Below are 13,682 nucleotides of genomic sequence, written 5' to 3'. Positions count from 1 at the left end.
ATATCGAAGAGTATCATCAGTAAAGAGTGGTGGCTCATTTGAGCCATTGACCACAGTACACTACATAATTAAAGGATTATTATGAGTTGGGTATTTTTCACGGTTCTAGCGGCGTTTAGCCAATCTTGGCGTAATGCATTTCAAAGCCGTTTAAGTAAAGAACTCAACGTTGTTGGTGTTACATTGTCACGTTTTCTTTGGGCTAGCCCATTAGCGGCAATCTATTTACTTATTTTATATTGGTATCAGCCTACCTCGCTGCCTGACTTTTCAGCTGAATCTTATTTCTTTATATTTGGCGCTTCTATCATGCAGATAGTCGCTACTGGCTTAATGGTTGTTTTGTTTAAGCAGAAGAACTTTGCCATTGGTGCTGGCCTAGCGAAAAGTGAAGCGCCTGTTGCGGCATTCCTTGGGGTGCTGTTTTTTGGAACATCACTTTCATTATTGGGTTGGTTAGGGGTTTTCGTTGGTGCCATCGCCGTCTTTCTTCTGAGTTGCCCGAATGGGCTTCGTAGTATCTCACTTAAAACGGCACTCATCGGGTTAGCGTGTAGTACGTCTTTTGCTTTAACGTCATTATGGATACGTGAAGCCAGCTTAAGGCTCGACATGCCATTTCCTCATCGCGCTGCCTGGGTGCTATTTTCCGTTATTCTTATCCAGACGATTTTGCTTTTACTTTATATGTTAGTTCGCGACCGACAAACGCTAAAAGCTATGTTTGTGAAGCCCAAACTTGTGATCATGACCAGTATCGCGAGCTTTGTTGGTTCGCTAGGTTGGTTTAGTGCTATGTCACTGCAAACCGTACCTTTGGTCAAAACGTTAGGGCAAATTGAAGTGTTTTTCACTATCCTAATTTCCTTCTTTTGGTTAAAAGAAGGGGTGAAAAGAAAGGATATACTGGCACTTACTTTAATCGCTATCGCAGCGGTTTTAGTTATGTGGTAGCGTCTAAAGAAGTCGCTGTAATAACACTGTTTTTCAATAAGATAGAATATAAGGAAGTATCGTGGATTTGACCATTAGGCATTTAGAGCAGACCGATAACAAAGACTTGTTTGATATTTATCGCTTCACTTCCGTCAGTGAAAATACCTCTCAGCTGCCGTTTTTGAGTTCGGATAAAGTGGCGAGCTTATTTGCTAACCCAGACAATTACACACTTGTTGCAGAAGTCGATTCTAAGGTCGTTGGTCATGTCACTCTATTTTTGACCAATAAAGTCCGAGATAAACACAGCGCTGGTGTTGCGATAGCTGTACATCCCGAATCTCACGGGAAAGGGGTTGGTAAAGCTTTGATGCAAGAAGCGTTAAATCAAGCTGATAACTGGTTAAACCTAGTGCGTCTTGAACTTGAAGTCCACGCGGATAACTTATCTGCCGTGTCGCTTTATGAAACTGTTGGCTTTGAAGTTGAAGGCACTAAACGACTCAGCACATTTAAAGCTGGCCGTTATATCGATATGTTGTTGATGTCTCGAATTCACCAGAGCTATTTACCTACGGCATAAGTCTGTCGAACTTTGCCTACAGCATATCTAAAGCGACCCGAATGTAGAATTTGGTTTACGTAGATTGGTCTAATTGTCGCACAAGAGTTATCAGTCATTTTGCTAACAAGGTATGGCTCGAAAATCATCAAGTCTTCCAAGTTAAAAGTGTGTTGAATGTCTTCTATATGAATCTCAATGCTTGGCATTTCTGTTTTGGGATCAGTATTGTGTAGCCCATGACGTTATACAAGGATTGTAATGAAAGAATTAGAAGGTGGGCGGGAAAATGCCATTTTTCTCGTAGAAGACAAAGTGTTTAGACCTAGCGGGCGATGGTCGGTTGCGGTACATAAGCTCTTATCGTACGTAGACAAAGTAGGGTTTGATGCCGCACCTAAATCCTATAGCTTTGATCAGTGTGGTAATGAAGTTTTGTCATACGTTCAGGGGGATGTGTTCAACTATCCGCTAAAAGGAAATATAGCGACAAAAGAAGCACTGGAATCAGCAGCCAGGCTTTTACGCCAATATCATGATGCATCGAGTTCGTTTGTTTCGAAACTGGCGCATGAAAATATGGAATGGATGCTCCCGACTAGAGAGCCTATAGAGGTTATTTGTCATGGTGATTATGCCCCATATAATGTTGCGTTGAACGGAACTCAAACGGTAGGGGTTTTTGATTTCGATACTGCTCACCCAGCGCCGAGGATTTGGGATATCGCTTATGCGGTTTACTGTTGGGCTCCATTTAAGACACATCGATCTGATGCGCTGGGAGACCTGAAATCTCAGTCTATTAGAGCAAGACAGTTTTGCGATGCGTATGGGTTATGTAGCTTAAGCAGAGAGTCTTTGGTTGAGAACATGATCGCTAGAATTCAATGCTTAGTTGACCACATGCACAGTGAGGCGAACAACGGCAACAAGGCTTTCATTGAAAACATTAAAGGCGGTCACCATCTCGCGTATCTTGCTGACATTGAGTATTTAAGGCTAAACACAAACTACATTACCAACAGCCTAGTGAACTAGGTGTTCAAGTCCCCTTATAACTGGGTATCCACCTAATTAAGCAGAAAGGAGTTAATTAATGTATCCAGATGTCATTTTATTGAACGGTACTGGTAGTTCTGGCAAAACCAGTTTAGCCAAAGAGCTTCAAGAATTACTCCCAACGCAGTATTTGAACTTCAGCATAGACAGTGTCTTATATGCGCTTCCACCTTCAGATTTAAACAAGATGATGAAAGGTCAACCAATTGATCGTGATGGTTATAATTATGAACAACTGGTTCAAGGGTATCACCATAGTATCAAAGGGATTTTAGAGTCAGGCTGTCGAGTCATTATGGATAATGCTTGGGTGAACAAAGATGAAATTGAAGCGCTGAATCGTATTTTATCTAATTTTGACGTAGTCAGAGTCAAAGTACAGTGCTGTTTAGATGTGTGTGAAGCTCGAGAAAAGGCGAGAGGTGATAGAGCCATCGGATTAGCCAGATGGGAGTACCCGTTAGTACATCAGCACATGAATTACGACATCACCATAGATACGACTGATATTACACCAGCAAAAGGCGCTGAGCAGGTGTTTACGAAGCTAGAATTACGTTCATCCTAGCTAGTAAGCGGATGGCAAGTTATATAAACGTTATCCAGTCCCTTTGCTTAAGTTAGGCAATAGTGGGTTAAGTCACTACGAAAGAATAACGTAGAGCGAATGAGAAAATTATTAGTAGCGGTATCTATCGTGATAACTGCAGTGCTGTTCTATTTTAATCAGCCAGATCGTACGGAGTTTGATAATACGAAGTTAGCTATTCCGGCCTGTGAACTGGGTGAGCAGCCTATAATGACGCGTGTCTCGTATTTCGTTGACTTATCTCTTAGTCAGTCATTTAAGCCGTCACTCGCACAACAACAGGTTGATCTATCAAACCTTATACTTGGGAATTCGTGTTTACCTTTACGTCGAGAGCTTAGTTCGTTTGAATACACGAATTTTAAGCTATCAGGTGAAGAATATTTCGATGACATTTATTCTTTAGGTAGCAATGCTGTCGGGAGTGATGTTTTAAAGCCAATACGCGAAAATCCTTTGGATTTCTATGTGTTTGTTGTTCCCAATCACCATTGGGTTTTTGAAGATGGTACGACAGGTATAACTGACCGAGAACTCAATAACAGTTATATTTTATTGGCTGATGATGCATCTCTTGATACTTTGGAACACGAATTTGGTCATCTCATGTGGGCTAATCATTCGGAAACTTTATTATTTTCACTTCTTCAAGGGAATTTGGAGAGAGCCACTCGACCGGAAAGTAGGCACCTGGTTAAGCCATATGCCCGTGCTTACTCATGTTCAAACGCTGGGACGGTCATGAGTTACGAAGATATTAGGCTACCCATTTATTCGAGCCCTTCTATTCAGTATCGCTCTGAGAGTTGTGGTAATAAACTGAATGCTGATAACCGCAGAAGGGTTCTAGAGTACATTGATACCCTAAGAGAACAAACTTCGTCTGATCGTTCAGCTAACTAGATCGTTAAAACTCGTTGTTAATGTTTCGTGTTTAGCGTTATAAGAACTCTCCACCGTACAATATTGATAGGAGTCTACAGTGACACCATTTTTTATCTCTCAAGTCTTAGTTGCGATAGCGATAGTCTTTGACCTTATGTCGTTTCAATTTAAAGACAGACAAAAAATAGTGACTTGCCTCTTTTTTGCGGGGACGCTGATCTCAAGCCACTTCATCTTGCTAGAGCAGTGGACGGCGGCAAGCTTAATGGTCATCGCGACTATTCGTTATCTGGTGAGTGTATTTTCTACGTCACCGAAACTGAAATATCTGTTTTGCTCAGCATCTATTATTTCTGCGGTTGTGACCTATTCAGGATTGATCAGTGTTGTTAGTTGTTTTGCATCTGTTTTTCAAACAATCGCTGCATTCAATAAAGATGATCGCCGCTTAAGAGAGTTCATGATTGTTGGAACAGCCCTTTGGTTAATACACAATTATTTGATTGGGTCGCCGACGGCTGTTCTTATGGAAATTCTATTTATTTCTAGTAACTTAATTGGCTATTATCGCTATTACTACAAGGCAGCGGTGGCATAAACTTACCTAGTGGTGAGGCATCGATTTCACTTAGAACTTCAGTTTTATTGGGTATAAAAGCACATGGAATATAAGTTAGACGTCGCACCATCAGACGGTGACATCAATGAAGTGCGTGATGGGTTAATTAAGCATAACAGACCATTTTTGGAAGGTATCCCCAAGTCTCAAGTCGCATATTATGCGCTAGACGGTGATCAAAAGGTCGGTGGTATTATTGCTGACCTTTGGGGGAATTGGTTACTGATTAAGTTCCTTTGGGTTGATGACACCATGAGAGGGCAACAAGTCGGAAGCCAGCTTCTTCAATGCATGGAGTCGTACGCGAAGTCTGAAGGGTGTAAGTCTGCTCTGGTCGACACTCTTAGTTTTCAAGCTAAACCTTTCTATGAGAGTCATGGATATGAGTGTCAAATGGTCTTGGCGGATTATCCGCTGGATTCTTCTCTCTCGTTTCTAACGAAATCCCTCATCAAGTAATAGATAAACTAGGTCTGAAATTGTCGTAAATCTTCAATATTTTGGCTTTGTGATAATCCATAATCTCAAACCATTATTTGATTACAAAAAACATTAGAGAATTGAAATGATTCGACGATATGTCTCGAACGACACTGACGCCATCTTAGATATTTGGCTTTCAGCTTCTATTAAAGCTCATGACTTTGTTGATGCAGGTTTTTGGGAGTCACAAGTTGATAATATGCGCGATGTATACATTCCCGCATCTAAAACCTACGTTTTTGTATTGGATTCCAGAATTGTTGGTTTCTATTCCTTGTACGAACAAGCGTTGGCCGCAATTTTTGTTTCTCCTGACTGCCAAGGTAAGGGGATTGGTAAGCAGCTAATGGTTCATGCCAAAGAGCAATGTTCAAACCTTACGCTTAACGTATACGCTGAAAACGAGGCGAGTTATCAGTTCTATCTTTCTTTAGGTTTTGCTGTTGTGAGCGAACAAGTGTGTGAACATACCGGGTGTTTGGAATTCACTATGGGTATGAACGTCCAATAATAGAATTATGATTAGAATAAAGGTCGGCTAATATAAGAGGGGTGAGGTAAGGCAGGAGCACTGCTCGATACATAACATACGCTAGTTATCGAGCGGCTCACCAAGTAATAAAATACTGGTTAGAGTGCTACTGTTTAGTCACAATATTTACAGACTTTACGTTCGATGCAAGGTTGAAATGTACCTCGACTTGAACATCGTCCTTCTCAAACGTAACATCGTCAAAATTTGTCGTAGCAATTTTGAAACCACTGCGAGCAAATAATGTTGTAACGGGTGTTCTGTTACGACCTTCAAGGGCTGAAACTAATAACTTGTCCATGTAAGTGTTCCTCGTTGACGGAATTGCAGAACAAAATAACCACAAATCAATGTGAAATCAATTGCTCATTACATAACGAGTTGTAATGGTTCACGGTTATGGCATTAAAATATTCACACCATCGATGCGTGATGGTCTCATATTGGCTTAATGCAGTAAGGTTGGCTAATTTTGAGGGCAGGATCACTATGCGTGAGTTAGATCTCTAAGCATAAATAGGTTCAATGAAATAAAGTGTTACAAACGCAGCAGTCATTTAGAGAGGTGACTTTTAGTCCATTATTAACCTAGAGTTCAATGAATGACTAAATTCGAACGTATAAGGGAGAAGCTACGAAAAATTTGAACGAAAACAAAGCTGGAGTGCTCAGCAAAAAAGCACTGGGGCAGAGGCGACCAGTGCAATAAGAATAATTGAAAATACTAGTTATTAGCTTCTAGCTTGAAGAACTGAAGTTGATGACTTTGGCTTTCTGATAGTTCAGATAGGTGAGATGCAGCTTCCGCGCTTTGGGTTATCCCTGTGGCATTTTGTGCAAGAGCTGAGTCTATAGATACGATATTTTCGTTCATAGAAGTAATCGCTCGACTCTGTTCATCGGCTGCGGCAGACATTTCACTGTTATTCATTGAAATATGTGCAATTTCGTCTGATATCGTTGATAACTGAGCGCTAGTCTGTTTGTTGATTTCGGAAGTAGCAACTACTTTGCCCACACAGCGATCTACGGAGGACATCATATCTTTAGCCCTAACCTGAAGTGTATGTACCAGATCTTGGATTGACCCTGTACTTTCTGAAGTTTTTTGTGCCAATACGCGAACTTCATCTGCTACGACTGCGAACCCACGTCCACTTTCGCCAGCCCGAGCTGCTTCTATCGCCGCATTTAATGCCAATAAATTTGTCTGTTCTGCAATGTTCTCAATCATATTAACAAAACTAGAAACATTGTTAGATAGCTCCTCCAAACTTGAAGCTACATTGGATGTTTCTTGTAACTCTGAACACAGCTCATCGGATATCTGGACACCGTCTAGTGCAGATTTTACACCTTGGCTTGTAATATCGATCACTGATTTCGCGTTTTGATCAGCGGATGTAGCGGAAGCTGCGACTTGAGTTGAGCTCGTTGCTAATTCGTTAATAGCGGAGGCTATTAGTTCAACTTGAGTGCGCTGCTCGTTCGCATTAGCTTCTAGCTCAGTCATCACTGACGCAAGTTCAGTTGCGGAAGAAGAAACTTCTATACCTACATTTCTAAGGCTTCCTACCGTACGATTTAACGAATCAATAGTCATATCTGTATTTTTGCAAAGTGAACCGATCTCATTGGTAGAATCAACATTTACTTTACTATATAGCTCGCCACGAGCCACTGACTCAATCACTACTTGTAAATCAGTCAAGTTCGTTTTGATCCGGCTAGCACATAGAAGACCACCTAAAGCAGCAAGTGTTGAAGCTATAATGATCGCACCCAAGAGCATCGATTGTGTATCGCCGATCAAGACTAAGCTGTTTTCTGATGCTAATACGGTTCGTTCACCAGCTTGGCTCGATAAAGTACTTACGTCTTCACGTATGGATTGCCCTAGAACTACGAGTTCTTCTCTCTGGTGATATATCTGATTATTGATACTGTTAACTTGGTCAACCGCTGTAAGGTAATCTTTAAGTACATTGCTAACGTTTTGCTCTAAGACTGGATTATCTAGATCAACAATAACTTTTCCAAAATTATCTAAAGCTATATCTAACTTCTTTTGACTATTAGGGTTATAAATTTTCATCAATTCGGCAAAATGAGTTTGTACCTGTGTAGAATAAACATACAAACGTGCTTTGGCAGTATACCAATCTTGCTTGTCGTAATCAGAAAAAGTATTGCTTTTTCCTACCATTGAATCAGTCTCATTTATTATTTCGTAGATCCATGGTAATGAAGAGTATTCATCATCGACTTTTACTTTTAATTCGTGAATTCTTTTCATCTGCTGAGCATATGCAGCTACATCACTTTCGATATCTTTGACTTTATTTTCTATCTCACGATTGAAAATATATACTTTGGAGTTTCTAATGCTGTCAAAGAGTTTAGAAAGATTCTCATTATAATTTGATAGCTCTTGATAGTAATCTTCCCAATTTTTATCACCATTGAGTGCTTGAATGGAAGCCATTCTAAAGCGCCAAATGGTCCTTTCTGACTCCTGGATATATGTAGAATATTCAACTGTATCTGAAGAAATATGAGAGTTAGTCAAAGTTTCGTTTAGTTTATTATTTGATATTCCTATGGCAACTACAAATAAAATTATTGCTAGGGCTACTGGTGAAAGCACCTGGTACAAAATAGGCAAGTTTTTAAACGCAAATTTCATTACAACACATCCATGCTTGAATTTATGTTAATTATTCGGCGACTACGGTGTGGTAGTCTCGACTATTGATAAGATCTCGAATTTCAGCACAAATAATATATATCATTTTCACTGGTTCGGTTTTGTTAGATATTGAGTTTAATAATATTAGTGCATGATGCACCTTTACTTCGATGTTAAAGATAACGCCAACATCAAGTTCTGTACCATTTTTCTCTTGTTCAATTAGATTAAATATCATCCTTTTACAAGTATCCAAATTAACCAATGCTGTAACTATCTCATCAGGGTAATAGCCTCTGTACTGGTTCATATAAGACTCGGAATGTAAGCATTCAATACATGTGGTTGAGCATGTGTTTTTTGATATTTCACCACTGCAACTTGAACACGACTGTTCTCTCATATTAACTTTACCTGCGATATTAGAAGGTGTGAAATCAAAATTCCAAATTGACCCCTCATATCCATTATTGTTTTTCACTATATAAATACCCTTGCTGATAAATATGACCTAACTTGAATAAGAAGTTTTTTTGTCTAATTGTTTCAACACCTTCTTGTATTAATTCTGAATTAGACAAATGTCCGAGTTTTGAAAGGTTAATCAATACCTCTTTTTCTGGAGAATCTTCTTCTATACCTATTAGGAAATCTTTCTCTATCTTTAAATAATTTGGTTGTATTTTTCTAACTATTTCAATGTTATTGTTTCCAGTTCCAAAATCGTCAAGAGCGACAATGAATCCTGTATCTTTTAGATGCAAAATGTTCTCTATAATCTCTGACGTATATGGAAAATTTGAGTTCTCGGTAATCTCTAAAGTTACTTCATTTGCTTCTAAACGAGTTAAGTAATTTTTTAGTAGTGTAAATTGCTCCCCTTTTAAGATTGTTGGGCACAGGTTTATCCCATAATTGTTGTTTTTTCCATTTAGTTGTGATTTTTCGATTGCTCTAATAGTTAATATTGTATGGAATGTAACTAGTTGAGACTTTCTAATGTTATTAATATAGTCGAGTGGGGAGCCTTTTTTAACTCGTGTAAGCACCTCATAGTAAATGGGGTGGTTATTTTTTGTATCCATAATAACTTCAAGTTTATATTGTAAGCCAACCCATGTAGTAACGAAGTGAAAAAATCGATAAACGTTTTTCATGTATAGTGAAAATGAGATTATTACTAGTAACGTCAACCATTCATATACTATGTCGTTACTGTAGTAGGTAACCCAAGCATCGTCTCTAAGGTTATGAGAGAAAATTTTAAAATCACCTGGTTCACCAGTAGATAATAATTTCCCTAGTTCGTTATCGATATGCACTGAGTCAGTCAAAAAGGGGAGTAATGTGTTTTCATATCGCCCACTGATTGATTTCTTAGAAATACGTGCATAAAACTCTTCACCCTGTTGGTTTGTTCGTTTTGTGTAAACAAATTGATTTTGTTTTAGCAAGCTAAGTAGATCTATGTTGTTGATATTTTGTACTTTTTCTCGATCAATTAAACAGCTACCTTTAAGACCAACAAGTAATGCCGAATCTAAATTAAGTGACTGATTCAGTACTGAAGGACTTAGGTCGTGGTTACATCCGTACTCTAAAACCTTCTCGGCAATTAAGTCGGTATTAAGTTTGTATTTATTAATTATCGAACTAATATTAATAATCTGAAGAATATACATAAATGCAAGAAATAACGTTGATAGCGCAACAACTGTCGATAGCTTTTTTATTAAACTTGAACGGTACATTTTAAAGAACAAAAGTAACATAGCCACTGTATTTAACTTGAATTCATTTATATCCAATCCGTTATGCTTGCTTATATAGGCATTATCAATCATATTCACGTAATAACCTTTTTTAAACACATTGTTTATTAATTCTTTTGGGCTATCAATGCTATAGCTGTCCGTTATTAGCTTGTATTTTTTGCGAATAGAAGCAATTGTGTTTTTCAAACTATAAAGTCCAAATACATCAGAAAACTCATTTTGATAAGCTAACTCAATATCTCTCGAATCAGAGGGGGAGTCTGAAGAGGAATTCTTGGCAAGATACTCCAAGACAAAGTGCTCTTTATCGTTAAGATAAAATTCCATCGTTTTACTTTCAGAATCTAATCCATACAATACATTACCGTTCAGAACCAATTTGTAAGATGAGTTTGTTCCTAAATCAAATAGATATAACATTATTGTCTCTCACATATATCTTAAAGTTGGATTCGATAAGCTATCCTATCCAAGGTGTAACCACTGATATAAAAATAAGTGGATATTTATGTTTTATGTTATTTATTTACTCTTAATAGGTAATTAAATGTTTTGTAGATTTCACGTGTCAGACTCAATTGATATTTTTATCGAATTAACAGGGTTTCACGCAACCTAAAAGTAGGATTTATCCAATTTAATATGCGATTATCCAACTTTTAAATGGCTCTTTATCCACTGAATACAGCATGGTCACTGCACTATTAGTAAACCTAATTGCCTTAATTCTACTTAGAGTTATTGATTAAATGATATTTAACCCATTTTTTAACTAGATAGATTTAGGTTAATATGGACTATTTATTAGCAACGATAGTTACCTTTATTTACCTTTATTTACCGTTTTTTCGTTGTTGTTTCCTAAGGTATATTTAGGTCTTGAATGAGACAGTTTATTAATGAACGTAGATTAATTGAACAAATTTGTCTCGTATAGGTCATTTGGTGACACTTTTATGTGTGGTAGTTGTCCTTTTAGTTAACCTTGGTGCCTAGTGTCACTCCTTGAAATCAAACCTACTTTATAGAATCCCATTGACAAGTTACCTTCATTATATGAGAGTAGTTGTATGAAAGTATGTCTAAAGCAATTAAAGGAACGAATTATCATCATTCTATAAGAATGGTGGGATAGTTGATGCGCTTTAGATATATCAAACCCACCTACTAAGGTGGGTTTTCTGTATCTGCCTTATTGGAATGTTCTTTTGAGGAGTTCACATGAAAAGGGTAGCTGTTTTCGGTAAACCTGGTAGTGGGAAGTCGACGGTAAGTAAGTCTCTTTCTTTATCTACGGGGACGCCACTTCATCAATTAGACTCAATCGTTTATAAGCCTAACGGCGAGTTTGTTGAACGAGAAATATTTGACGAAACACACGACAATATACTGTGTTCAGAAAGTTGGATTATTGATGGGTTCGGACCTATTAGCTCATTCAACAAGCGTATAGAAGCTGCAGATACTCTTGTATATATCGATCTCCCGTATCCCATTAGCTATTGGTTCGTGACAAAGCGTTTCTTTAAAGGGGTATTTATCAAGCCGGAAGGTTGGCCAGAAGGCAGTTCCATACTTAAAGGCACACTCGAAAGCTATAAAGTACTAAAGCGATGTCCAAAGTTTTGGAATGATGAGTTTATGTCTAGGTTGGTAGAACTATCTGATAGTAAGAAAGTTCACGTAATTAAAACCGTCGCAGATCTAAATAGCTTTGTTTTAACGTATTCAAAGTAGTGGTTAGCTAGAAGAATGTTCTCACCGTTTTATACGGTTTAAGTTGAAGGGGAAGTTAATGGGTTCAAGTAAAATTAAAAACGTAGTCTTTGATATTGGCAACGTTCTCGTTCGTTGGGGGCCTTCGGAAATTGTAAGACTAACTTTCGGGGATGCTAAAGCAACCGAAGAATTGGCGAAATCCATTTTCCAATCTGAAATATGGCTCGACTTAAACAAGGGCTTAATTTCTGAAGCAGACGCCAAATCACAATACCAATCATCACTTGGGTTAGATGAATTTGAATGTGAACGCCTCTTTTACTACGTAAAACAAACTCAGATTCTGATTTTTGGCTCGGTTGATTTATTAAAGCGTGTCAAAGCGGCTGGATACAATGTTTATGCGCTTACAGACAATGTTCACGAAATTGTTAGTCATCTAAAGCATGAATATACGTTCTGGTCATTGTTTGATGGCACAACGGTATCGGCTGATTTAGGTGTGCTAAAACCTCAGCCTGAGATCTACCATGCGTTACTTACACAAAATCAGATTGAAGCGTCAGAAACAGTATTTATAGATGATATGCCATATAACGTGGTTGGCGCAGAGGCTTGCGGTATTTCTGCCATTCAATTTGAAAACGCAGCCCAATGTGAAGATGATTTGAAGTCATTAGGTTTGTCTTTTTAGCGATTTCGTTGCTAATACACGAGCTAAATTAGTTACATACAAGGAAAGAACAGTGAGTAAAGAAGTAAGAGTTGGAGTTGCAACCATTATTCTAAGGGATGGTTGTATCTTGTTGGGTGAACGCATTGGTTCTCATGGAGCAAATTCATGGGCGACCCCCGGTGGGCATTYAGAACTGGGTGAAAGCATTGAAGAGTGTGCGAAGCGCGAAACGTTGGAAGAGACTGGTTTGTTCGTGGACACGGTAACGAAGTTCGCTTTTACAAATGATATTTTCGATCAAGACGATAAGCATTATGTGACCTTATATGTCGTAGCGTCTAGTGTTGAGGGTGAGCCTAAAGTGACTGAGCCTGATAAATGTAAGCAGTGGAAGTGGTGCAAACTAGATAGTCTACCGCAGCCATTATTTTTACCTTTGATCAACTTATTGAAAGAAAACCCAACGCTAGAACCGCTTGTATAACAGCATTTGTATCAAGCGAGAATTTAAGCTGAGTTCTATTTAAGTTCAAAGCTGGTCTTAGACTAAGGCAATGATTAGGTGAATTTAACGGTTAACGTGATGGTTTTAAGGTCTTACTTTATTGCTCTTTTTCCAACCATCCCGATCTCGTACTACTTGTTGTAGTCGGTGGTGTTCATGCGTAAGAGGTGAACAAACTTAATGTCCTCGAATGGTTAACTTCTGTAGAACCAAATGCCAAATATGTGGTCTCTGTGTGTACTGGCGTGTTTTATCGGCTACAACAAACTACAGTGGATATAAACACTAAATTCTGAATCCCAATACTTGGCATTTTTGAGTTTAGGTAGAATGGATAAAATAATTTGAAGGGTATGAAAGTGAAACGAAAGTTCTTAGCTCTTTGGCTTACTGCGATTCTAAGTGGTTGCTCATTATTTGTAAGCGAAAGTTCATTTGGAGAAAGTTGGTCTGGCAGCCATGTCAATGATCTGATTGCTCAATGGGGTGAACCTGAGTTGAAGAAAATAAATGAAAAAAACGAGCTAGAAATTGAATACAAAATCTTTAATGACAGCTGTACTTACACATTCTTTACAGACTCTCAGGGCGTAATTAGGTCTTACAAATACGAAAGTACATTTTTGGGCACTTGCAAACCTATAGGCTAATAC

The 13,682-nt window shown here is 38.3% G+C and carries 16 protein-coding genes; 12 read left to right on the top strand and 4 right to left on the bottom strand.

Going from position 1 to position 13,682, the window contains the following annotated elements; genetic code table 11:
• Window positions 1–81 precede the first annotated feature (81 nt).
• The 8 genes from L4C33_RS13585 (at window position 82) to L4C33_RS13550 (ending at window position 5,644) form a co-directional block, all read left to right on the top strand.
• Window positions 82–954 (top strand): EamA family transporter, encoded by an 873-nt coding sequence (locus tag L4C33_RS13585; RefSeq protein WP_428812966.1) that lies wholly within the window; start codon window positions 82–84, stop codon window positions 952–954.
• A gap of 61 nt (window positions 955–1,015) precedes the next feature.
• Window positions 1,016–1,519 (top strand): GNAT family N-acetyltransferase, encoded by a 504-nt coding sequence (locus L4C33_RS13580; RefSeq protein WP_428812965.1) that lies wholly within the window; start codon window positions 1,016–1,018, stop codon window positions 1,517–1,519.
• Between the two features lie 240 nt (window positions 1,520–1,759).
• Window positions 1,760–2,536, top strand: coding sequence for a phosphotransferase enzyme family protein (locus L4C33_RS13575; RefSeq protein WP_428812964.1), 777 nt, complete (start codon window positions 1,760–1,762; stop codon window positions 2,534–2,536).
• A gap of 58 nt (window positions 2,537–2,594) precedes the next feature.
• On the top strand, window positions 2,595–3,125 hold the full coding sequence (locus tag L4C33_RS13570; RefSeq protein ID WP_428812963.1) for a chloramphenicol phosphotransferase CPT family protein: 531 nt from the start codon (window positions 2,595–2,597) through the stop codon (window positions 3,123–3,125).
• 99 nt (window positions 3,126–3,224) lie between these two features.
• Window positions 3,225–4,049 carry a hypothetical protein gene (locus L4C33_RS13565; protein ID WP_428812962.1) on the top strand — a complete coding sequence of 275 codons (825 nt, stop codon included), beginning with the start codon at window positions 3,225–3,227 and terminating at the stop codon, window positions 4,047–4,049.
• 79 nt (window positions 4,050–4,128) lie between these two features.
• Window positions 4,129–4,629: a YgjV family protein gene (locus L4C33_RS13560; protein ID WP_428812961.1), complete on the top strand. Its 501-nt coding sequence runs from the start codon at window positions 4,129–4,131 to the stop codon at window positions 4,627–4,629.
• 63 nt (window positions 4,630–4,692) lie between these two features.
• On the top strand, window positions 4,693–5,109 hold the full coding sequence (locus L4C33_RS13555; RefSeq protein ID WP_428812960.1) for a GNAT family N-acetyltransferase: 417 nt from the start codon (window positions 4,693–4,695) through the stop codon (window positions 5,107–5,109).
• A 106-nt stretch (window positions 5,110–5,215) separates the two neighbouring features.
• Window positions 5,216–5,644 carry an N-acetyltransferase gene (locus L4C33_RS13550; RefSeq protein WP_428812959.1) on the top strand — a complete coding sequence of 143 codons (429 nt, stop codon included), beginning with the start codon at window positions 5,216–5,218 and terminating at the stop codon, window positions 5,642–5,644.
• 127 nt (window positions 5,645–5,771) lie between these two features.
• On the opposite strand, the gene L4C33_RS13545 is transcribed toward L4C33_RS13550, so the two are convergent.
• From L4C33_RS13545 to L4C33_RS13530, 4 genes are all read right to left on the bottom strand, one after another.
• A complete protein-coding gene (locus L4C33_RS13545) occupies window positions 5,772–5,966 on the bottom strand; it encodes a hypothetical protein (protein WP_428812958.1) in 195 nt (64 codons plus the stop codon).
• A 423-nt stretch (window positions 5,967–6,389) separates the two neighbouring features.
• Window positions 6,390–8,351 (bottom strand): methyl-accepting chemotaxis protein, encoded by a 1,962-nt coding sequence (locus L4C33_RS13540; RefSeq protein WP_428812957.1) that lies wholly within the window; start codon window positions 8,349–8,351, stop codon window positions 6,390–6,392.
• 31 nt (window positions 8,352–8,382) lie between these two features.
• On the bottom strand, window positions 8,383–8,835 hold the full coding sequence (locus L4C33_RS13535; protein ID WP_428812956.1) for a hypothetical protein: 453 nt from the start codon (window positions 8,833–8,835) through the stop codon (window positions 8,383–8,385).
• Entirely contained in the window at window positions 8,822–10,549 is a 1,728-nt protein-coding gene (locus L4C33_RS13530) for an EAL domain-containing protein (RefSeq protein ID WP_428812955.1), read from the bottom strand. Before L4C33_RS13530 ends, L4C33_RS13535 begins: the two co-directional genes overlap by 14 nt.
• An 801-nt stretch (window positions 10,550–11,350) precedes the next feature.
• Between L4C33_RS13530 and L4C33_RS13525 the strand changes: the two genes are divergently transcribed.
• From L4C33_RS13525 to L4C33_RS13510, 4 genes are all read left to right on the top strand, one after another.
• Window positions 11,351–11,866, top strand: a complete 516-nt coding sequence (locus tag L4C33_RS13525; RefSeq protein ID WP_428812954.1) for a P-loop NTPase family protein — start codon at window positions 11,351–11,353, stop codon at window positions 11,864–11,866.
• A 58-nt stretch (window positions 11,867–11,924) separates the two neighbouring features.
• Window positions 11,925–12,542: an HAD family hydrolase gene (locus tag L4C33_RS13520; RefSeq protein ID WP_428812953.1), complete on the top strand. Its 618-nt coding sequence runs from the start codon at window positions 11,925–11,927 to the stop codon at window positions 12,540–12,542.
• A gap of 52 nt (window positions 12,543–12,594) precedes the next feature.
• Window positions 12,595–13,008, top strand: coding sequence for a nucleotide triphosphate diphosphatase NUDT15 (locus L4C33_RS13515; RefSeq protein ID WP_428812952.1), 414 nt, complete (start codon window positions 12,595–12,597; stop codon window positions 13,006–13,008).
• Between the two features lie 380 nt (window positions 13,009–13,388).
• On the top strand, window positions 13,389–13,679 hold the full coding sequence (locus L4C33_RS13510) for a hypothetical protein (protein ID WP_428812951.1): 291 nt from the start codon (window positions 13,389–13,391) through the stop codon (window positions 13,677–13,679).
• The last annotated feature ends 3 nt before the right edge of the window (window positions 13,680–13,682 follow it).

It is taken from the genome of Vibrio makurazakiensis, from assembly GCF_050337375.1.
Classification (GTDB): domain Bacteria; phylum Pseudomonadota; class Gammaproteobacteria; order Enterobacterales; family Vibrionaceae; genus Vibrio; species Vibrio makurazakiensis.
The sequence above is the reverse complement of the archived record's forward strand: the minus strand, read 5'-3'. Positions and strand labels throughout refer to the sequence as shown.

Coding starts and splice junctions, on each gene's coding strand:
- L4C33_RS13585 (WP_428812966.1), top strand. CDS start 82: ATGAGTTGGGTATTTTTCACGGTTCTAGCGGCGTTTAGCCAATCTTGG.
- L4C33_RS13575 (WP_428812964.1), top strand. CDS start 1,760: ATGAAAGAATTAGAAGGTGGGCGGGAAAATGCCATTTTTCTCGTAGAA.
- L4C33_RS13570 (WP_428812963.1), top strand. CDS start 2,595: ATGTATCCAGATGTCATTTTATTGAACGGTACTGGTAGTTCTGGCAAA.
- L4C33_RS13565 (WP_428812962.1), top strand. CDS start 3,225: ATGAGAAAATTATTAGTAGCGGTATCTATCGTGATAACTGCAGTGCTG.
- L4C33_RS13555 (WP_428812960.1), top strand. CDS start 4,693: ATGGAATATAAGTTAGACGTCGCACCATCAGACGGTGACATCAATGAA.
- L4C33_RS13550 (WP_428812959.1), top strand. CDS start 5,216: ATGATTCGACGATATGTCTCGAACGACACTGACGCCATCTTAGATATT.
- L4C33_RS13545 (WP_428812958.1), bottom strand. CDS start 5,966: ATGGACAAGTTATTAGTTTCAGCCCTTGAAGGTCGTAACAGAACACCC.
- L4C33_RS13540 (WP_428812957.1), bottom strand. CDS start 8,351: ATGAAATTTGCGTTTAAAAACTTGCCTATTTTGTACCAGGTGCTTTCA.
- L4C33_RS13530 (WP_428812955.1), bottom strand. CDS start 10,549: ATGTTATATCTATTTGATTTAGGAACAAACTCATCTTACAAATTGGTT.
- L4C33_RS13525 (WP_428812954.1), top strand. CDS start 11,351: ATGAAAAGGGTAGCTGTTTTCGGTAAACCTGGTAGTGGGAAGTCGACG.
- L4C33_RS13520 (WP_428812953.1), top strand. CDS start 11,925: ATGGGTTCAAGTAAAATTAAAAACGTAGTCTTTGATATTGGCAACGTT.